This is a genomic window from Hymenobacter jeollabukensis (genome assembly GCF_005771675.1).
Taxonomy (GTDB): domain Bacteria; phylum Bacteroidota; class Bacteroidia; order Cytophagales; family Hymenobacteraceae; genus Solirubrum; species Solirubrum jeollabukense.
In genome coordinates, this window is record NZ_VAJM01000013.1 from 36060 (window position 1) to 53397 (window position 17338).

At 66.1% G+C, this 17338-nt stretch carries 18 protein-coding genes and 1 pseudogene; 8 read left to right on the forward strand and 11 right to left on the reverse strand.

Annotated features, from left to right (window positions below; translation table 11 throughout):
* Window positions 1-62: 62 nt before the first annotated feature.
* The 3 genes and pseudogenes from FDY95_RS20135 to FDY95_RS20145 form a co-directional block, all read right to left on the reverse strand.
* A complete protein-coding gene (locus tag FDY95_RS20135) occupies window positions 63-347 on the reverse strand; it encodes a T9SS type A sorting domain-containing protein (protein ID WP_138080333.1) in 285 nt (94 codons plus the stop codon).
* Window positions 348-392: 45 nt separating this feature from the next.
* A pseudogene (locus FDY95_RS20140) lies at window positions 393-1079 on the reverse strand (WD40/YVTN/BNR-like repeat-containing protein); the annotation flags it as partial.
* A gap of 61 nt (window positions 1080-1140) precedes the next feature.
* The gene (locus FDY95_RS20145; RefSeq protein WP_138080335.1) at window positions 1141-1488 is read right to left on the reverse strand and encodes a hypothetical protein; all 348 of its coding nucleotides are present in this window, start codon (window positions 1486-1488) and stop codon (window positions 1141-1143) included.
* Between the two features lie 235 nt (window positions 1489-1723).
* Here FDY95_RS20145 and FDY95_RS20150 point away from each other — a divergent pair, with 235 nt between their 5' ends.
* Window positions 1724-3100 carry an MBL fold metallo-hydrolase gene (locus tag FDY95_RS20150; RefSeq protein ID WP_138080337.1) on the forward strand — a complete coding sequence of 459 codons (1377 nt, stop codon included), beginning with the start codon at window positions 1724-1726 and terminating at the stop codon, window positions 3098-3100.
* Window positions 3101-3233: 133 nt separating this feature from the next.
* Here the strand turns inward: FDY95_RS20150 and FDY95_RS20155 are convergent, their stop codons facing one another.
* Together FDY95_RS20155 and FDY95_RS20160 are read right to left on the reverse strand one after the other, a co-directional pair.
* Window positions 3234-3839 carry a TlpA family protein disulfide reductase gene (locus FDY95_RS20155; RefSeq protein ID WP_246074090.1) on the reverse strand — a complete coding sequence of 202 codons (606 nt, stop codon included), beginning with the start codon at window positions 3837-3839 and terminating at the stop codon, window positions 3234-3236.
* 88 nt (window positions 3840-3927) lie between these two features.
* On the reverse strand, window positions 3928-4662 hold the full coding sequence (locus FDY95_RS20160; protein ID WP_138080339.1) for an MOSC domain-containing protein: 735 nt from the start codon (window positions 4660-4662) through the stop codon (window positions 3928-3930).
* Between the two features lie 210 nt (window positions 4663-4872).
* Here FDY95_RS20160 and sbcD point away from each other — a divergent pair, with 210 nt between their 5' ends.
* From sbcD to FDY95_RS20175, 3 genes are read left to right on the forward strand one after another with little or no spacing between them, the layout of a single operon-like run.
* On the forward strand, window positions 4873-6105 hold the full coding sequence (sbcD, locus tag FDY95_RS20165; RefSeq protein WP_138080341.1) for an exonuclease subunit SbcD: 1233 nt from the start codon (window positions 4873-4875) through the stop codon (window positions 6103-6105).
* 48 nt (window positions 6106-6153) lie between these two features.
* Complete coding sequence (locus FDY95_RS20170; RefSeq protein WP_138080343.1) at window positions 6154-6453, forward strand: 1-deoxy-D-xylulose-5-phosphate synthase; 300 nt, start codon at window positions 6154-6156, stop codon at window positions 6451-6453.
* Window positions 6454-6513: 60 nt separating this feature from the next.
* A complete protein-coding gene (locus FDY95_RS20175; RefSeq protein WP_171025768.1) occupies window positions 6514-9951 on the forward strand; it encodes an AAA family ATPase in 3438 nt (1145 codons plus the stop codon).
* 15 nt (window positions 9952-9966) lie between these two features.
* Here the strand turns inward: FDY95_RS20175 and FDY95_RS20180 are convergent, their stop codons facing one another.
* Together FDY95_RS20180 and FDY95_RS20185 are read right to left on the reverse strand one after the other, a co-directional pair.
* Complete coding sequence (locus FDY95_RS20180) at window positions 9967-11046, reverse strand: DUF6687 family protein (RefSeq protein WP_138080346.1); 1080 nt, start codon at window positions 11044-11046, stop codon at window positions 9967-9969.
* Window positions 11047-11076: 30 nt separating this feature from the next.
* Window positions 11077-11394 carry an HNH endonuclease gene (locus FDY95_RS20185; protein ID WP_138080348.1) on the reverse strand — a complete coding sequence of 106 codons (318 nt, stop codon included), beginning with the start codon at window positions 11392-11394 and terminating at the stop codon, window positions 11077-11079.
* A gap of 249 nt (window positions 11395-11643) precedes the next feature.
* Between FDY95_RS20185 and FDY95_RS20190 the strand changes: the two genes are divergently transcribed.
* Entirely contained in the window at window positions 11644-12078 is a 435-nt protein-coding gene (locus FDY95_RS20190; RefSeq protein WP_138080350.1) for a hypothetical protein, read from the forward strand.
* Between the two features lie 121 nt (window positions 12079-12199).
* Window positions 12200-12508, forward strand: a complete 309-nt coding sequence (gene trxA, locus FDY95_RS20195) for a thioredoxin (RefSeq protein ID WP_138080352.1) — start codon at window positions 12200-12202, stop codon at window positions 12506-12508.
* Window positions 12509-12711: 203 nt separating this feature from the next.
* Here trxA and FDY95_RS20200 read toward each other — a convergent pair whose 3' ends face one another.
* Window positions 12712-13497: a tetratricopeptide repeat protein gene (locus FDY95_RS20200; protein ID WP_138080353.1), complete on the reverse strand. Its 786-nt coding sequence runs from the start codon at window positions 13495-13497 to the stop codon at window positions 12712-12714.
* Between the two features lie 198 nt (window positions 13498-13695).
* Between FDY95_RS20200 and lpdA the strand changes: the two genes are divergently transcribed.
* Both lpdA and FDY95_RS20210 read left to right on the forward strand, forming a co-directional pair.
* Window positions 13696-15090 carry a dihydrolipoyl dehydrogenase gene (gene lpdA, locus FDY95_RS20205; RefSeq protein ID WP_138080355.1) on the forward strand — a complete coding sequence of 465 codons (1395 nt, stop codon included), beginning with the start codon at window positions 13696-13698 and terminating at the stop codon, window positions 15088-15090.
* Window positions 15091-15183: 93 nt separating this feature from the next.
* Complete coding sequence (locus FDY95_RS20210) at window positions 15184-15822, forward strand: hypothetical protein (protein ID WP_138080357.1); 639 nt, start codon at window positions 15184-15186, stop codon at window positions 15820-15822.
* A gap of 165 nt (window positions 15823-15987) precedes the next feature.
* On the opposite strand, the gene FDY95_RS20215 is transcribed toward FDY95_RS20210, so the two are convergent.
* The 3 genes from FDY95_RS20215 to FDY95_RS20225 form a co-directional block, all read right to left on the reverse strand.
* On the reverse strand, window positions 15988-16518 hold the full coding sequence (locus FDY95_RS20215; protein WP_138080359.1) for a hypothetical protein: 531 nt from the start codon (window positions 16516-16518) through the stop codon (window positions 15988-15990).
* Between the two features lie 119 nt (window positions 16519-16637).
* Window positions 16638-16850: a hypothetical protein gene (locus FDY95_RS20220; RefSeq protein WP_138080361.1), complete on the reverse strand. Its 213-nt coding sequence runs from the start codon at window positions 16848-16850 to the stop codon at window positions 16638-16640.
* A 44-nt stretch (window positions 16851-16894) separates the two neighbouring features.
* A complete protein-coding gene (locus FDY95_RS20225) occupies window positions 16895-17218 on the reverse strand; it encodes a hypothetical protein (protein WP_138080363.1) in 324 nt (107 codons plus the stop codon).
* Window positions 17219-17338 lie beyond the last annotated feature (120 nt).

A 17338-nucleotide genomic window follows, 5' to 3' on the forward strand; every position in this document is an offset into this window, starting at 1 on the left:
GGGCGGGCGGGTTGTTTTTAGGGCATCGGATGCTGGGCAGGCTGCGGATGAGGCTTGCTGAATTAGTGCTGCACGGCCAAGCGCTGGGTGACGGCCGCGCCGGCGGCGTTGCGCAATTCCAGCTGGTAGAGCCCATCAGGCACCTGCCCCAGCTCGAGCTGCCTGCTGCCCGGGGCCAAGCGCAGGCTGCGGCAGAGGCGGCCGGCCGTGTCATACAGCTTGGCTTCGCGGTAGGTGTGGCCGGCGGGAAGCTGCAATTCGCCGGCCGTGGGGTTCGGGTATGCTGCGGCTTCGTCGCGCAGCTGTGCCGGCTGAGCCGCCAGCGTCAGGCTGCTGGCTTTGAACACCTGCGACCAAACAAACCCATTACCACCGCCAAAGCTACTTGTGGCTCACAAGCGGGTACTACTGGTAGCTGCCAGGTGCGCGTACCGAATAGTCTGGTCGAGCGGTTCCCAGGTACGGCCCTCATCAAGCGAAACAGAAAGTCCCTGCTCGTAAACCGGCTGCCCCATTCCCCCGCCATCCAGCCCTACGTAAAGGTCACTGCCACTCAGATATATATTGGTGCCTGGCACGGCTTCTACTACACCAAAACGCGGAGTACCAGTCAGCGCGACTGGCGTCCAGGTCAGGCCGCCGTCGGTGGTACTGGCCATCTGCCCCGCAAGCACATAGCCCGTTTGGGTGCCGTTTCTGGCAATAACGTACCCAAGATACGCCAGTCCGTGCAGCGCATCCCGAAAGGCTACGCCCGATTGAGTTTGGATGATATTCCCGCCACTCGTTGCCAGGCCCGTAGCGGCCCGCGTCCAGGTGACTCCGCTATCGACCGAGCGCAGCACGTAGCCGCGGTCGGTACTTAGCCAGATAGTGGTGCCCATTACCATGCGCTTGGTCAGGCTTTCGGTGCCACTGCCCGTAGGCGCAGGTAAGGTCAACGAGTTCCAGGTCGCGCCGCCGTCGGTGGTGCGTTGCACCTGCAGCACTCCGGCAGCCGATGTGCCCACGGCAACGCCGGTATTGGCGTCAAAGAAAGCTACCGATTCCAGCGACGCTGGCAAAGGCGTAGTGACTGCCTGAAAGCCGCTGGTGCCGGTGCTGCTGCGTTTGTTCGTCCCGCATAATCACCCACGCGGCCTAGTCGTTGAGCACGTACAAGTCCACGAAGCAGGTGCCCGTCCATACCGGCACGCTCCCGCTGAAAACCCGGCTTACGCTCCCCAAAGCCACACATTCCCAGGTTTGACCATCATCTAAAGAATGGTGCAGCCTAGAGTAGGTGGCGCCCATCGTAGGCACCGACCGGTTGGCCACCCAGACGCTGCTGGCGGAGGGCAGACAAAGACGCACGTAATTATTCAAGCCGTCGACCCGGGGCGCCCCCGCCACATTGTCGTCGACGACCTGCCAGGTGATTTGCGGAGCCTGGGCCACGGCCGTTAGGCTGCTGGCCAGTAAACACAGGTGGAGTAAGGTTCTTCTCATTGGACTTGGAATGCTGGTAAGTAATCGATTAAAAGCGCCCTCTTGCACAGGCTGGGCGCAGGCTGATTAAACTCATTCGATTGGCTGGAATTTTCCGCAACACTTGCACTACCCAAGCAGTTGTGCCCAACTGTCGCCGCTGAGTTGGCTGCCCAAACAGTCCGACCCTTATATTTGACCTACGCCCGCCGGCCCCAACCGATGGCCCGGCCGGGCTTCACCAACCGACCATTCCATGAGTCCGCTGCCTTCCACACAACCGTTCCGGATACATCAGTTTTACGACAAGGGCCTCGCCCATGCCTCCTACGCCGTGCTCAGCGGCAGCCGCATGGCCGTCATCGACCCGGGCCGCGACCCGCAGCCGTACTACGATTTTGCCGACGAGCAGGAAGCCCGCATCGTGGCCGTCATCGAGACGCACCCGCACGCCGACTTCGTCTCCTCGCACCTGGAAATTGCGCAGGAAACCGGGGCCGCCATCTATGTGAGCAGCCTGGTAAAGGCCGCCTACCCCCACCGGCCCTTCGACGAGGGGGACCGAATCAGCATCGGGCAGATTGAGCTGCACGCCCTGAATACCCCGGGCCACTCGCCCGACTCCATCACCATTCTGCTGGTCGACGAGCTGGGCCAGATCCGCGCCGCCTTCACCGGCGACACGCTCTTCGTGGGCGACGTGGGCCGCCCCGACCTGCGCGAGGAGGAAGCCGTGGGCGGGCACAAGCGCGAGGAGCTGGCCGGGCAGATGTTCGACAGCACCCGCGACAAGCTGATGACCCTGCCGCCCACCACCAAGGTGTACCCGGCCCACGGCCCGGGCAGTCTCTGCGGCAAAACCACCTCCCCCGACCTGGACAGCACCATCGGCAAGGAGCTGCGCACCAACTACGCCCTGCAGCCGATGACGCGGGAGGAGTTTATCCAGGTGTTGCTCGAAGACCAGCCCTTCGTGCCCAAGTACTTCGGCCGCGACGTGCAGCTCAACAAGCAGGGCGCCCCGGCCTTCGAGGACTCGGTGCGGGCCGTGAAGCACCTGCCCGGCGGCACGGCCCTGGAGCCCGATGTGCTCATCATCGACACGCGGCCGGCGGCGCAGTTCCGCCAGGGCCATTTGCCCGGCGCCATTAACCTGATGGACGGCGGCAAGTTTGAAACCTGGCTGGGCTCCGTCCTGGGCCCGCAGGAGCCTTTCTACCTGGTGGCCGAGTCGCAGATTGCGCTGGACACGGTGATTCGCAAAGCCGCCAAAATCGGCTACGAGGGCAACATCCAGGGCGCCCTGCTTACGCCCCGGGAGCTGCCCGCCACCAGCCCCACCGTGGACGTGGAGCGCGTGCGCCAGCACCCCGAGCAGTTTACCATCGTCGACATCCGCAACCGCACCGAGGCCAAAAAACAGGTCTTCGACGGGGCCCTGCTCATTCCGCTACCCGAGCTGCGCGAGCGGGCCCACGAAGTGCCCACCGACAAGCCCGTGCTGGTGCACTGCGCCGGGGGCTACCGCTCGGCGGCCGGGGCCAGCATCCTGCAGGCCACCCTGCCCGCCGGCACCGAGGTGTACGACCTAGGCGAGGCCATCAACGAGTTTCAGCAGCAGGCCGTCCATTAGGCCGTCCATTAGGCCGGCCGCATCTGGGTGACGGGATTAAGTTCTTTGCTTAGATTCACTCGACTGCTCAAAGCAAAAGCCCCCGAACCAGCACGGTTCGGGGGCTTTTGCTTTGAACGAAGCGCGGGTGGGGCTACTGCTGCGCCAGCTTTTCCAGGGCCGCCTTGAACTCGGGCGTGTCGTAGTCGGCCATGCCTTCGTGGCGCGACACCACCTGGCCATCCGGGGCCAAGATGAGGGTGGTCGGGATGCTGTTCGAATCGAAGGGCGGGCGCACGGGGGCGGCGGGGAAGTACACCGGGAAGGTGTAGCCCTGGCGCCGGATGAGGGCGGCGGCCTTGGCGGGCGTCTGGTCGAAGGAAATCAGCACGAAGGCCACCTTTTTGGGGTCGACCTTCTTATACAACGCCTGAATGCCGGGCAGCTCGGCCACGCAGGGCGGGCACCAGCTGGCCCACAGGTTCACGAACACCACCTTGCCCCGGAACTGGCTCAGGTTGGCCGCCTGCCCGTCGAGGGTCAGCAATGGCACATTGTGCGGGTAGACCGCCCCGCCGGTAGCCACGATGGGGGCCGCTGACGCCTCCGTGGCAGGGACGGCGGGCAGGTCGGCGCGCCAGAGGCCGGTGGCCAGCAGGCCGCGCTGCAGCGTGCCCAGCACCGGGGTGCGCAGGTCGGTGAGCATGACTACGGCGAAAAGGGCCATCGGCAGCCATTGCAGCAGGTTCTTGCGGTTCATAGGCGGGGTGTTGGGGGGCAAACATAGCGCGGCCGTCCCGGGTTTCCCGCACTGCCGCCGATTCCGGTGCCCCGGCCGCGGGCCCGCCCTACCCCGCGTTCGGCCCGACCAGCCGGTTGGCGTCGTCGTTCAGGGGCAGCGCGCCGCTGAGGCGGCCCTGCATCTTGCGCCGCCACGACTCGCCCAGCGCGGGGCAGGCGGCCAACTCGGCTACCAATGATTGGTCGTGGCGCTGCGCATACTTGGCGGCGTTGACGCGGGTGAGCGGCCATTCGGGGTAGGGCCGGCTATCGAGTATCAGCGCATCCGTCGGGCCAACGCGGCCCGGCTGCAGCACGCGCATGTACCAGCCGGTGAAGCCCGTTTCCTGCAGCCAGAGCGAAAACAGCGGCTCCTGCCAGCGGCGGGCAATTTTCCAGCAGGGCGAGCGGGGCTGGCTGACCTGCACCACGGCCTCGCCCAGCCGATACACGTCGCCCAGGCACACGTCGGCTTCGGTGCAGGCACCGCCGATGGTCAGGTTTTCGCCGAAGCTGCCGGGGCCCAGCTCCCGCCCCAGCCGCTGCGTCCAGTAAGCATAGTGCGCGGCGGGGTAGGCGCACAGGGCCTGGTCGGGGCCGCCGTGGTTGCGCTGGTCGGCCTGCTCGTCGCCGTCGAGGTTGAGCTCGGTGAGCCAGACGGGCGCCGTGACGGGCATTTTGCCGATGGCCGAAGTCCACGGCCGGGCCAGGGCTTCGGTGGCGCCGGGCGTACCCAGCTCCCGCGGCCGCCCCACGCGCAGCGACAACACGGGCAAGGTCAGAGCGGGCAGGGATGGGGTCATGGGAAGAGCGGTAAATCGGGCAACCAATATCGGCTGCGCGAACGGGTCAGCAGAAAAACTATTGAAGCTCAATAACAAGTAACTTACTTTACAATGACAAACTAGTAAACATGACTACCAGATAACATTCCGGTTTGGTGCCGCCAAATTGCAGAGAAAAACGACGCGGCAAACGTTAATTTTGAAGTTGCATCAGCCCCGCCCCTGCGCATGAAAGTTCTACACACCGCCGACTGGCACCTGGGCCAGCGCTTTATCAGCGGCCACGAACGCACCGAGGAGCACCGCCAGTTTCTGGACTGGCTGGTGGCCACGGTGCAGCAGCGCGGCGTGGAGGTGCTCGTGGTGGCCGGCGACGTGTTCGACACCGGTTCGCCCAGCAGCGCGGCCCTGGAGCTCTACTACTCCTTCCTGGTGCAGCTGCGCCAGACGGGCTGCCGCGAGGTCGTCGTCGTGGGCGGCAACCACGACTCGCCGGCCACGCTCAACGCCCCGGCCAAGCTGCTGCGCCACCTGCGCGTGCACGTGGTGGGCGGCGTGCCCGAGCGGTTCGAGGACCAGGTTATCGTCATCGACGACGCCCAGGGCCGGCCGGGGCTGGTGGTGTGCGCCGTGCCGTTTCTGCGCGACCGGGACATCCGCCTCTCGGTGCCGGGTGAATCGGCGGAGGAGCGCGAGGCCCGCATCCGCCAGGGCATTGCCGACCACTACCACCGCCTGGCCGAACTGGAAACCGTGTGGCAGCACCGCGACGCGGGCGTGCCGGTGCTGGCCACCGGCCACCTCTACGCCGCCGGCGGCGCCGCTTCCGATTCGGAGCGCACCATCCACATCGGCAACCTCGGCCAGGTGACGGCCGACCACTTCCCCTCGGTCTTCGATTACGTGGCGCTGGGCCACCTGCACCGCCCGCAGCGCGTGGGCGGCACCAGCCACATCCGCTACTGCGGCTCGCCCATTCCGCTGTCCTTCTCCGAAATCCACGACCCGAAGCAGGTCTTGCTGCTCGACTTCCAAGGCCCCGGCTGCCCTGCCATCGAAACCATCGAAGTGCCCACGGCGCGGCGGCTGGTGCGGTTTCAGGGCGAGCTGCCGGAGGTTATCGAGCAGCTCACGGCCTACGACAACGCCGACCTGCGCCTGCCCGCCTGGGCCGACGTGGAAATCCGCTCGGAACTGGGCCAACTGGAAGTAGCCGAACAGCTTCTCAAGTGCATCGAAGGCCTCGACCGGAAGCACATCGAGGTGCTGGCCCGCCGCCACTTCCGCCTCGTGGCGCTGCGGCCCCTGGGCGAAGCAGAAGCTGAGCCGCTGACGCGCAGCCTTCACGATTTTACGGAGCGCGAAGTATTCGAGCGGCGGCTGGACGACGAGCCGGCGGAGACGCGCCAGGAGCTGCTGAGCACGTTTGATGAGCTAATTCAGTTGATGCACGAGCGGTAATCCGACCGCTGCCAACACCTATTTCATCAGCCTACCTCGTCCCCTGCTATGCCCACGCGCATCATGTACATCGAAAGCAAGGCCGCCGGGCTTACCGGTCCGGCGCGAATTGGCCGGGTCTCGTTTTCGCGTACCTATCAGAGCATTTACTACCGGGGGCAGCATTTCCAGCGTTTGGGAGGACACGGCTTTAAAAGCAACTACTTCGACGTCGCTACCGGTGATGATTACTGGATTTCGGGTTGTCGCAAAGACGGAGCTGACCGCCTGTATGGCGAGCGGTTACCGGTGGAAATCGACGAGGATGTCCGCGAAGAATACTGGACCACTATCCGCGGCGTCCGCTAACTTATTCAGTGTATTTTTCTTTGTCGCGGCCGCTTGGCCGCTATGCCAGCCGGCTATTCCATGAAAATCCTCCGCGTCCGCTTTTACAACCTCAACTCCCTGCGCGGCGAGCATGAAGTGCACTTCGGCGGGGCGCCCCTGGCCGATGCGGGCCTGTTTGCCATTACCGGCCCCACCGGCGCGGGCAAAACCACCATTCTCGACGCCATTACGCTGGCCCTCTACGGGCAAGTGCCGCGCCACGACGGCGAAGTGGCGCAGGTGATGAGCCAGGGCACCGGCGAGAGTTGGGCCGAGGTGGAGTTTGAAGTCGGAGGCCGGCAGTTCCGGGCCAAATGGGGCCAGTACCGGGCCCGCAAAAAGGCCGACGGCAAGCTGCAGGACCCGAAAATGGAGCTGAGCGAGCGGCAGCCCGAACTGGGGGAAGACGGCGCGGAGCGTTGGGAGTTTCTGGAAACATACAAGTCGCGGGTGCCGCTGAAGGTGGCCGAGCTGAGCGGGCTGGAGTACCGGCAGTTTCTGCGCTCGGTGCTGCTGGCCCAGGGCGAGTTTACCAAGTTCCTGAAGTCGAGCCCCGGCGAGCGGGCCCAGCTGCTGGAAAAGATTACCGATACGCGCAAGTACTCCGACATTTCGCGCTTCGCCTTCGAAAAGGCCAAGGAGGAAGACAAGCGCAGCGAAGCCCTGCGCGCGGGCCTGGCCGGCGTCACCCTGCTCTCCGACGAGGAGCTGGCCGCGCTGACGGCCGAAATCGAGGCGCTGCAGGCCGAAACCACCGCCGCCGAGCAGCAGCGGCAGCGGCTGAGCGAGGCCCAGAACTGGCTGCGGCAGCTGGCCGAGCTGGGCCTGCGCCGCCAGCGCGCCGCCACCCAGCTGGAGCAGCTCACGGCCCAAACGGAAAGCCTCTCGCCGGTGCGCCAGCGCCTCTCGGCCCACCACGAGGCCCTGCCCTTCCGCACGCCCTGGGCCCTGCTGCAGGAAGCCGATGGCCAGCTGCAGCGCCGCGGCCAGGAGCTGCAGCAGTTGCAGCTACGCCGCCCCCAGCTGCTGCAGGCCCGCGACGCCGCCCTGCAGCAGCGCGCCCAGGCCCGGCAGCAGCTGGCCCAGGCCCAGCAGGTCCAGCAGGAACAGGAGCCGCGCCTGCGCGAAGCCGAAAAGCTCGACGGCCTCATCGGCCAGGACGAAGCCCAGCTGCGCCGCGAACGGCAGGAATACGACCAGCGCAACGAGCAGCAGAAGCAAACCACCGCCGCCGTGGAGCAGGCCCAGCAGCAGCAGCAGCAGCTCACCCAGCAGCTGCGCGAGCTGACCCAGTGGCTGCAGCAACAGCAGCGCCTCGCCGCCCTGCCCGAAGCCCTGCCCGACTTGGTGGGCGAGCTGCGCGTGTGGACCAACCTGCAGGATGAGCTGGGCGAACTGCGCAAAACCGAAGCCGAGCTGAACCTGCGCCTCACCGAAGTCAGCCGGGCGGCCGAGCGGGGCCGCACGGCCACCGAAACGGCCCGGCAGCAGCTGGCCGCCGTGCAGCAGCAGCACGCCGCCGCCGCCGCCGAGCGCGACGCCTGGCTGCGCCGCCTGCTGCACCACGTGGCCGTGCTCCAGCGCGAGTACCAAGCCGAGGAGCAGCGCTGGGACGATTTGCGCCGCCTCACCCAGGCCCACCAGCTTATTCTGACCCATGAGCAGGCCCGCCAGCACCTGAGCGCCGGCCAGCCCTGCCCGCTGTGCGGCGCCACCGAGCACCCCTACGCCGCCGGGGTGCTGGGCGTCAGCCACGAGTCGCTCAGCCGCGACCAGGCCCGCGAAGAGGAACTGGGCCAGCGCGTGCGCACCCTCAACGCCCGCCTCAACCGCATGCAGAGCCTGACCGGCCTGCTGGAACATGCCGGCGGCCACGCCGCCGCTGAGGCCTCCCCCACCCTCGTTTTGCTCAGCGAAGCCGACGAGGAAGCCGCGCCCAAGCTGGTGCGCGCCGTGGGCCAGCAGCTGCGCGAATTGGAACAGCAGCGCCACGAGCTGGACGTGAGTTTCACCCGCGCCCAGGGCCAGCAGCAGCAGGCCAGCCAGCAACAGCAGCAGCTCGGGCAGGATCTGCAAGCCCTGCGCGCCCGCCTCAACGATGCCGAGGAGCGCCGCCCGCTGGTGCAGCACACCATCAGCAGCCTGCTCAGCGCCTTTGGGCTGGCCTTTACCGGCGAAAACGGCGCCACGCTGGTGGAGCAGCTCAAGCGCCTGGGCGCGGAGTTCGAGCAAAACCGGCAGGCCCGCACGGAAGCCGAGCGGCAGCTGGGCGCCGTGCAGAGCCGGGCCGAAGAGCTGACCAAGGTGCGCGGCGAAAACCAGCAGTGGCTCTCGGAGCGCAAAGCGGTGTTGCTGCAGCACTTCCAGCGCATCGAGCAGCAGAAGCAACAGCGGCAGGAGTTTTTCGGCGGCCCCGACGTGGCCCAGGCCCGCGCCCAGCTGGCCGACGCCGTACGCCGCGCCGCCGAAGCCGCCGAGCAGCAGGAACGGACTTTCCAGGAGCACGAAACCGCCCTGCTCCGCCACGACGAGCGCACCACCCAGCTGACCGAGGAACAGCAGCAGCAGCAGCAGCAACGCGCTCAGCGCCACGCCGCCCTGCTGGCCGAGCTGCAGGCAGCCGGCCTGCCCGCCGACGGCGCCGCCCTGGCCGCCCGCCTGCTGCCCGACACCGAAGTGCACCGCCTCGCCGAGCAGGTGCACGGCCACGAGCGCGCCGTGGCCGCCGCCCAGCACGCCCTCACCGAGCTCACGCAGCAGCAGCAGACCGAAGCGGCCCGCGCCCTCACCGCCGAGCCGCTGGAAGTGGTCAGCGAGCAGCTGGCCGCGCTGAACGAGCAGCTCGCCCAGCTGCACCAGCAGCTCGGGCAGCGCCAGCAGCGACTCACCGACCACCGCGCCGGGCAGGAGCGCCACGCCCAGCTCGCCCGCGACCTGGAGCGCCAGCAGCAGGAAGCCCGCCGCTGGCGCCGCCTGGCAGAGCTTATCGGCTCGGCCGACGGCAAGAAGTTCAGCGAGTTTGCCCAGGGCCTGACGCTGACGCGCCTGGTGGAGCTGGCCAACCGCCACCTCCATCGCCTCAACGACCGGTACCGCATCACCCGCAACCCCGAGGAGCACCTCGACCTGCTCATCGCCGACGAGTACCAGGCCGGCAGCACCCGCTCCATGAATTCGTTGTCGGGCGGAGAGAGCTTTTTGGTGAGTCTGGCGCTGGCACTGGGCCTCTCGGAGCTGGCCGGGCACCGCACCCAGATCGAGACGCTGTTCATCGACGAAGGCTTCGGCACCCTCGACCCCGAAACGCTGGACGTGGCCCTTTCGGCGCTGGAAACCCTGCAGGGCTCGGGCAAGATGGTGGGCATCATCTCGCACGTAGAGGCCCTGAAGGAGCGCGTGAGCACCCAGATTCACGTGCGCAAAGGTGCCGGCGGCGTGAGCACGCTGCGCGTCGTCGGCTTCGGGTCGGATACTTGATTCGGCGCCGACTGCTTATTCGCTGACCACCGCCGCGGCGGCGCGCACCGCCTCCCAGGTCCAGTACCGGCGGGGCTCGATGCGGGCGTAGCGCTGCCGAAAAAAGCCCACTACCGCCTGCTCCAGCTCCTCGGGGCTGATGCTGGAGGCGTAGATGGGCCGCTGGTCGGGGTCGGCGTAGCGCTGCACTTTGTTGAGCCGGCGGCCGGTCAGGCGCAGCAGCGGGCCGGTATCGGTGATGCCGTCGGCGGCCCAGGCGTGGCCGCTGGTTTCCTGCGCGTTCAGCGCGGCCACTAAGGCATCGAGCGGCAGGCGCGGGCGCGTGGGGCGGCTTTCCAGGTCCACCCAGGTGGTGTATTTGTATTCGAATTCGTAGCGCTGCCCGTCGTAAAGGCTCAGCACCATATCGGTGCCGGCGGTGGGGCCGAACAGGGCGTAGTAGGGCAGCGGCTCGGGGGTGCGCACCACCGTCAGGCCGATATCCGAGTAGCGGCGTAGCGCGGTGGCGGGGCTTTGCATCACGGCCACGGCGGCCCGCACCCGCTCGTACTCGGGCTGCCAGGCGGCGCGGCCGGCTTCGGGGTTTGCGAGGATTGCGGCGAAGCGGGGCAGAAACCAGTCGAATTTCTCGGCCGAGGCTTCGTCTTCGCGCCGGCGCCGGGCCGGGGCGCCGAAGGGCTCGTAGAAGCGGGCTTTTTCTTCGGCGTTCAGCCAGCACACCAGCTTCATGGCGTGGTCGGCCAGCGGGTCTTGCCAGTCGATTTCGCGGAAGTCGCCGAGCACGGCCACCAGGCGCAGCAGGGGCTCGTGCTGCCGGGCCAGCGCGGGGTGCAGCAGGGCCCACACGCCCACGAAGCCGTCGACGTCGAAGTGGTTGGCGGTGACATACTGGGCCGCCGCCAGCTCCGCAGGGGCAGCGGCCAGGGCGCGCAGCACCGAGCCGGCGCTGGTGTCGTCCTGCAAAGCGGCGGGCGTGGGCGCGGCGCGCCAGTGGGCCAGCGTGAGGGCGGCGCGGGGCAGAATGCTGTCGACCACCACCGTTTCGGCGGCGTGGCGGCGGGCTTCGGCGAAGGGCAGGAACTGCAGAGGGGCCATAGAGCGGCAAAGAAACGCCACCGGCCGCACTCAGCGGCGCCGGCGCCGGTTGGTGATGCGCTCCACCCGGCTGCGCCGAATCCAGTGCAAATACTTTTGCAGCTCCTCGGCCCGCTGCAAGTCCTCCACGGTGTGGTAGCGGCGGGCCAGCTCCTTGTTGGTCAGCAGCAGGTGTACCGAGCTGTGACAGGGCTGGCAGAGGTCGACGGTGGGGCCGTAGCGCCCGCCTTCTTCCCGCGGCACCAGGTGGTGGCGCGAGGTGTGCCGCACGGCCCGCTCGCAAAGCTGGCAGCGGGTTTCGGCCGGGGAACCTGGCGCAGCTTCGAAGAGTTTGGGACGGCGGGCCATACCGATTTTTCTACGGCGCGGCCGGACCAAAGATGCTGCAGCCGGCACTGGCATCCGCCTGGCCTCAAAAAAATATTCTCCTGATAATGCCAGGTCTCTTACCTGATTGATATATTTGATAGGGTGGGGTGTTGCAGCACCGCCACTCCCCGGTTCATCCGGCTGTTTTTTACTTCTTCGCCCCCTGTACCTGCCTGCCCACTCCGTTAAGCTCACACTGCTCTCCTCACTCTCCTACTTTTCCGCTCTATGCAAACCTCTACTTCTGTCTTTGGGAAACGCTGCGGCGGCCTGCTCGGGCTGCTGTTTCTGTTCCTGCTGCTCTCAGCCCCGAAAGCCCAGGCCCAGACCTGGCTGGTTTCGACCGACCCGTTCGTCAAAATCGGGGTATCGGACAAATTCGGGCAGTTGGGGGCGTACACGGCCAAGTTCACCGTCAGTGGCAATGGCAAGGAATATTCGCTCGTGAAACAGGTGGATAAAGGCCAGAACGGCGTCGACGTGTTGTTTCCCTCGCCGCCCACCGAAGCAGAATTCTTCCAGACTCCCGCCGGCATTGCCGCCAATGCTTCTCCCGGTAACTATACCTGGCAGTGCGAGGTGAACGGCAAGAAAGTGGCCGGTGGCCGCTTCGTGATGCCCACCGTGGCCAACGACGTAACGGTGGTGGAGCGTAACCGCTAGGCCGCGCTGCTTTTCGTACTTCTGCCGGCGCCCGGCTCTGCGTGCAGAGCCGGGCGCCGCCGTTATCCGGCGGGGCGCCGGGCTCGTATAGCCCCTTATTCACCTCAGCTCTTTCCCCGCAATGGCTAAAAAATCCTTCACCGAACTCATCAGCAGCCCCGGCATGCCGGTGCTGGTTGATTTTTACGCCGACTGGTGCGGCCCCTGCAAGGCCATGGCGCCCATTCTGCAGCAGGTGGCGGCCCGGCACCAGGGCAAACTCAAGGTCATCAAGGTGGACGTGGACCGCAACCCGGCCGCCGCTCAGCAATTCCGGGTGCAGGGCATTCCCACGCTCATTCTCTTTCACCAGGGCCAGCCCGTGTGGCGTCAGTCGGGCGTGGTGCCCGAGCCCCAGCTGAACCAGGTGCTGGCCGGCTACGTGAGCTAGTTGTCAGTTGTCAGTTGTCAGTTGTCAGTTGTCAGTTGTCAGAGTGTACTTGAGTAGCTGACGGCGGTTGCAACTGCTGACGAAAAAAACGCACCGGCCGCCGTTCCAATCGGGACGGCGGCCGGTGCGTTTTACGAGCTGAAGTTTGGGTCGGCAGTCCTGGTCTTGCCCTGACAACTGACAACCCGCAACTGGCAACTATTCTACTGCTTGGCGTAGCGCTTCAGGCTTTGGGTAGCTTCGGGGTTGAGCTGGGCGGCTTTTTCCAGGTCGCGGCGGGCTTCTTCGGGCTTGTTGATGCTGGAGTAGCAGATGCCGCGGTACTCGTAGGCGTCGGCGTAGTTGTTGTCCAGCTCGATGGCCTTGTTGAAGTCGGGAATGGCGCCCTTGAAGTTGTCGAGCGACATTTTGGCCAGGCCGCGGCCGAAGAAGGCTTCCTTGTCTTCGGGGCGGTAGCGCAGCACCTTCCCAAAGTCGCTGATGGCGGCGTTGAACTCCTTGGTTTTCACCCGGGTCAGGCCGCGGTTGTAGAGCGCGTCGGCGTTGGTGGGCTTCAGGCGCAGGGCCATGTTGAAGTCCGTCATGGCCTCGCGGTAGTTTTTCAGGGCGGCGTTGGCCCGGCCGCGGTTCAGGTAGGCGTCGAAGTCGCGCGGCTTGGTTTTGAGCGTCGCCGTGGCGGTTTTGATGTCGGCTTTGTACTCGGCGTTGCTGCGCTTAACCGCCACGGCGGCCGGAGCCGCTGCGGGAGCCGGCGTGGCCGTAGCCGTGCCCGGCGGGTTGGCCGCGTCGGCGGGCGCCACGGCGGCATCGGTGGCGGGCGTAGCCGGAGCAGCGGGCGTCACGCTGGTGGCCGCCTGCGTTTCGTTCAGGCGGGCGCGGGTAGCCATGCCGGGCGTTTCGTTTTCGCGGGTAGCCGAGCACTGGGTGCTCAGCAGCACAATGAGCAAGCCGCCGGCCACGGCCTGCAAACGGGGTAAGAATGCGTTCATGGAAGTTGAGAGAAGAAAAAGTCAGGAAAAGCGGCAAAACCCAACGGCGGATTCGGGGTTGTATACGGCGGTTTCCGACTTAGGTCGACTTCGTTCATACTGATTGGGGCGGTAAGGCCGGGGCGGCTATCTTTGCCGGCCCGGCGCCGCGGCTCCGGCCCCCCATTTGCTCATTTTTCCCCTTCAGAACAGTTTACTATGGCATTGCAATACGACGTAGTCGTGATTGGCTCGGGCCCAGGCGGCTACGTGGCAGCCATCCGCGCCTCCCAGTTGGGTCTCAAAGTAGGCGTGGTGGAGCGCGAATCCCTCGGCGGCATCTGCCTCAACTGGGGTTGCATCCCCACCAAGGCGCTGCTCAAGTCGGCGCAGGTATTCGACTACCTGAAGCACCCGCAGGACTACGGCCTCTCGGCCGACAACGTGGGCTACGACTTCGCGGCCGTGGTAAAGCGCAGCCGCGGCGTGGCCGACGGCATGAGCAAGGGCATCAACTTCCTGTTCAAAAAGAACAAGATTGACGCCATCATGGGCACGGCCAAGGTGCTGAAAGCCGGCGAAGTAGACGTGACCAAGGCCGACGGCGGCAAGGAAACCATCCAGGCCAAGCACATCATCCTGGCTACCGGCGCCCGCGCCCGGCAGCTGCCCAACCTGCCCATCGACGGCAAGAAAATCATCGGCTACCGCGAGGCCATGGTGCTGCCCGAGCAGCCCAAGTCGATGGTGGTGGTGGGCTCCGGCGCCATCGGCGTCGAGTTTGCCTACTTCTACGCCACCATGGGCACCAAAGTGACCATCGTGGAGTACCTGCCGCGCATCGTGCCGGTGGAAGACGAAGAAGTGTCGAAGCAGCTGGAACGCTCGTTCAAGAAAGCCGGCATCGACATCCTGACCTCGGCCGAAGTGACCAAGGTGGACACCACCGGCGCGGGCTGCAAAGTGAGCATCAAAACCGCCAAGGGCGAGCAGCAGCTGGAGGCCGACATCGTGCTGAGCGCGGTGGGCATTCAGCCGAACCTGGAAAACATCGGCATCGAGGAGCTGGGCATCGTGGTGGAGAAGGGCCGCGTGAAGGTCGACGAGTACTACCGCACCAACGTGCCCGGTGTGTACGCCATCGGCGACATCGTGCCCGGCCCGGCGCTGGCCCACGTGGCTTCGGCCGAGGGCATCACCTGCGTGGAGGCCATTGCGGGCCACCACCCCGAGCCCATCAACTACGGCAACGTGCCCGGCTGCACCTACTGCTCGCCGGAAATTGCCTCGGTGGGCCTCACCGAAGAAGAAGCCAAAAAGCAGGGCTACGACATCCTGGTGGGCAAATTCCCCTTCTCGGCCTCGGGCAAAGCCTCGGCTTCGGGTGCCAAGGACGGCTTCGTGAAGGTCATCTTCGACAAGAAGTACGGCGAGTGGCTGGGCGCCCACATGATTGGCGCCGGCGTCACCGACATGATTGCCGAAGCCGTGGTGGCGCGCAAGCTCGAAACCACCGGCCACGAAATCATCAAGGCCATTCACCCCCACCCCACCATGTCGGAGGCGGTGATGGAAGCCGCGGCTGCCGCCTATGGTGAGGTAATTCACCTGTAGGCTGCGGACTGCCGAAGCTTATCCAACGGTCTTGCCGGGTACGCCCGGCAAGACCGTTTTCGCGTTTACCATCCTCGTTTTACTGTTATGCCCATGGCATTTTATCTTCGCTCTGGTCTGCTGCCTGGCCTGCTGGCCCTGCTGAGCGCCACCGCCCAGGCCCAAACCACCCCGGCCGCCCCATCTGACACCCTGCGCAAGGCGGAGGTGCTGCAACACCCCGACGCCACGGCGCAGCAGACGCCGGGGACGCTCACGCTACGGCCGGTGGCCGGCGGCCGGGCCCGCATCCTGGTGCCCGCCGCCTTCCGTCCCCTCGACAAGGACGCCATCAGCCTGAAGTACCCCATCCAGGGCGGCCCGCAGGAAGCCTATTCCGACAACGCCCTGGCCGTGAACCTGGCGTTTCGGCAGGGCCCGAACCCGATGACGCAGGCGCAGCTGTCGGCCGACATAGCCGACAAAATGGTGAAGGCGTTTTCAGCTCGCCAGCCCGGCTTCAAGGACCTCGGCCACGGCCTCAAGACCATCAACGGCCGGCAGGTGGTGTACCTGGAGTTTATGGCGGACGTCCCCCTGAGTGACAAGCCCAACGACCGGGTGTACAACCTCATGTTCATTACCGACGCCGGCGGGCAGGTGCTGGTATGCACCTTCAACTGCGTGGAGCGGCTGCAGAAGCAGTGGCAGCCCGCCGCCCAGCAGATCATGAACTCGCTGCAGGTGCCGTAGCACGGCTGAAATCGACCGAAAACGCCCCGCTGGAACCAGGTTCCGGCGGGGCGTTTTCGGTTTAGGGTCTGTGGACACTAACCAAAAAGGGGGTTCTGTGCTTCCCAGACCGTCATGCTGAGCTTGTCGAAGCATGACGGTCTTTTGGCTTGCTGTCCACACGGCTTAGCACGGCCAGTAGTCGATGGGCGAATCGACCCGGGCGTGCAGGCGGCCTTTCAGCAGCCGGTTCAGCAGTACAAAACCGTGGAGGTAGTTGCGTTTTACTTCCTGAATGGCCGAATGCTGCCAGCCACCGTCGTTTACTGCTCGTTGGAAGTCTTCTTTGCTTTCGAATACCAGCTCGCCCGTTTCCCACAGCAGTTGCATGGCCCGGTGCCGGAAGCGGTGCAGGGTGGGGCCGGTCAGGTAATCGGGCTCCTGCCGGATACGCCGGATGATTTGCTCGTTCAGCTGGCAGATAAGCTCCCGGCGCGCCGCCGTAGTCAGGTGCTCGTCCAGCTCCAGCGACGTGCCACCGTAAATCAGGGGCAAGGCCTGCAGGGCCAGGCGGCGCTTGTACGTCAGCAGCCAAGGCTCGGTATCCAGCCGGCGGACTTCGATTTCGGCAACCAGGCACAGCTGGATGGCCTCGACAAAGCCGTCCCGCGCCCAGAACCCTACGTCGTCGCCGAGGCCGATAAAGCTGCTTGCCATGCGTGAAGGTTGGAATTGAGAGCCACTCGAAAGTACCGCCTTTGCGGGCGGGTAAGCAAGCGGCCCGGCAGCGTAGTGCTGCCGGGCCGTTTACCCAGGCGCTCCGGGGGGAAAGTACGCTACCGCCGGCCCTGGTCGTGGGAGGAATCCGGGCCGCTCCAGCCGCGGCTGGAGTGGCGGCGCGCAGCGGGGGTATCGGCCTGGTACGAGTCGGGGCCGTGGTTGTAGTCCAGGAAGTCGTTGGGCGCCCGGTGGGGCTGAGGGGGAGTCTTGGAACGCCCGTCGGTGGGCTGATTGCGGGCTTTATCGGCGGATTGCGGGTAGTAGCTCATTGCGGTAGGGTTGAACGGTGGCAGGAAACAGAACGGTAGGGCTTTTACAGCGGCTGCACGTCGCCGGTGTTGCTGGCGCCGGGGTCCACGTCGCCCTGGGTGTCGGGCTGAATATCGGCGGCGGAAGGGTCGGCGGCGGGAGCGGCATCATCGGCGGCTTCGCTTTCGGCGGTGGGCGTTTCGCCCGACGACTCCGGCGCGGCGGGCGGGGCCTGACCGGCGTCGGGGGTGCTGTCGGGGCGCGGGCCGCTGGGCGCCGGGGCCTGGTCGGCGCTCTGGCTATCGGCGCTGCCCTTGGTGGGCAGGGTGGTATCGGCAGGGTTGGGCTGCGCGGACGGGTTCGGGGTGGGTTGCGGCTTGGGTTCCATGCGGGTGAGAGCGACTAGGAGATGACGCGGAGACGCCGCCGGACGCGGCGGCTTCCTACTAGTGGTGTACGAAACCGGCCAGCCACAGGCTACCTCCGGCCGGGTTTTTCGGGCCCGGCC

Bases quoted from the DNA above. Each gene is read 5' to 3' on its own strand.
- FDY95_RS20215 (WP_138080359.1), bottom strand. From the start codon at position 16,518: ATGGCAAGCAGCTTTATCGGCCTCGGCGACGACGTAGGGTTCTGGGCG.
- trxA (WP_138080352.1), top strand. From the start codon at position 12,200: ATGGCTAAAAAATCCTTCACCGAACTCATCAGCAGCCCCGGCATGCCG.
- FDY95_RS20175 (WP_171025768.1), top strand. From the start codon at position 6,514: ATGAAAATCCTCCGCGTCCGCTTTTACAACCTCAACTCCCTGCGCGGC.
- FDY95_RS20210 (WP_138080357.1), top strand. From the start codon at position 15,184: ATGGCATTTTATCTTCGCTCTGGTCTGCTGCCTGGCCTGCTGGCCCTG.
- sbcD (WP_138080341.1), top strand. From the start codon at position 4,873: ATGAAAGTTCTACACACCGCCGACTGGCACCTGGGCCAGCGCTTTATC.
- FDY95_RS20185 (WP_138080348.1), bottom strand. From the start codon at position 11,394: ATGGCCCGCCGTCCCAAACTCTTCGAAGCTGCGCCAGGTTCCCCGGCC.
- FDY95_RS20190 (WP_138080350.1), top strand. From the start codon at position 11,644: ATGCAAACCTCTACTTCTGTCTTTGGGAAACGCTGCGGCGGCCTGCTC.
- FDY95_RS20155 (WP_246074090.1), bottom strand. From the start codon at position 3,839: ATGAACCGCAAGAACCTGCTGCAATGGCTGCCGATGGCCCTTTTCGCC.
- FDY95_RS20150 (WP_138080337.1), top strand. From the start codon at position 1,724: ATGAGTCCGCTGCCTTCCACACAACCGTTCCGGATACATCAGTTTTAC.
- FDY95_RS20180 (WP_138080346.1), bottom strand. From the start codon at position 11,046: ATGGCCCCTCTGCAGTTCCTGCCCTTCGCCGAAGCCCGCCGCCACGCC.
- FDY95_RS20170 (WP_138080343.1), top strand. From the start codon at position 6,154: ATGCCCACGCGCATCATGTACATCGAAAGCAAGGCCGCCGGGCTTACC.
- FDY95_RS20220 (WP_138080361.1), bottom strand. From the start codon at position 16,850: ATGAGCTACTACCCGCAATCCGCCGATAAAGCCCGCAATCAGCCCACC.
- FDY95_RS20145 (WP_138080335.1), bottom strand. From the start codon at position 1,488: ATGAGAAGAACCTTACTCCACCTGTGTTTACTGGCCAGCAGCCTAACG.
- FDY95_RS20225 (WP_138080363.1), bottom strand. From the start codon at position 17,218: ATGGAACCCAAGCCGCAACCCACCCCGAACCCGTCCGCGCAGCCCAAC.
- FDY95_RS20160 (WP_138080339.1), bottom strand. From the start codon at position 4,662: ATGACCCCATCCCTGCCCGCTCTGACCTTGCCCGTGTTGTCGCTGCGC.
- FDY95_RS20200 (WP_138080353.1), bottom strand. From the start codon at position 13,497: ATGAACGCATTCTTACCCCGTTTGCAGGCCGTGGCCGGCGGCTTGCTC.
- lpdA (WP_138080355.1), top strand. From the start codon at position 13,696: ATGGCATTGCAATACGACGTAGTCGTGATTGGCTCGGGCCCAGGCGGC.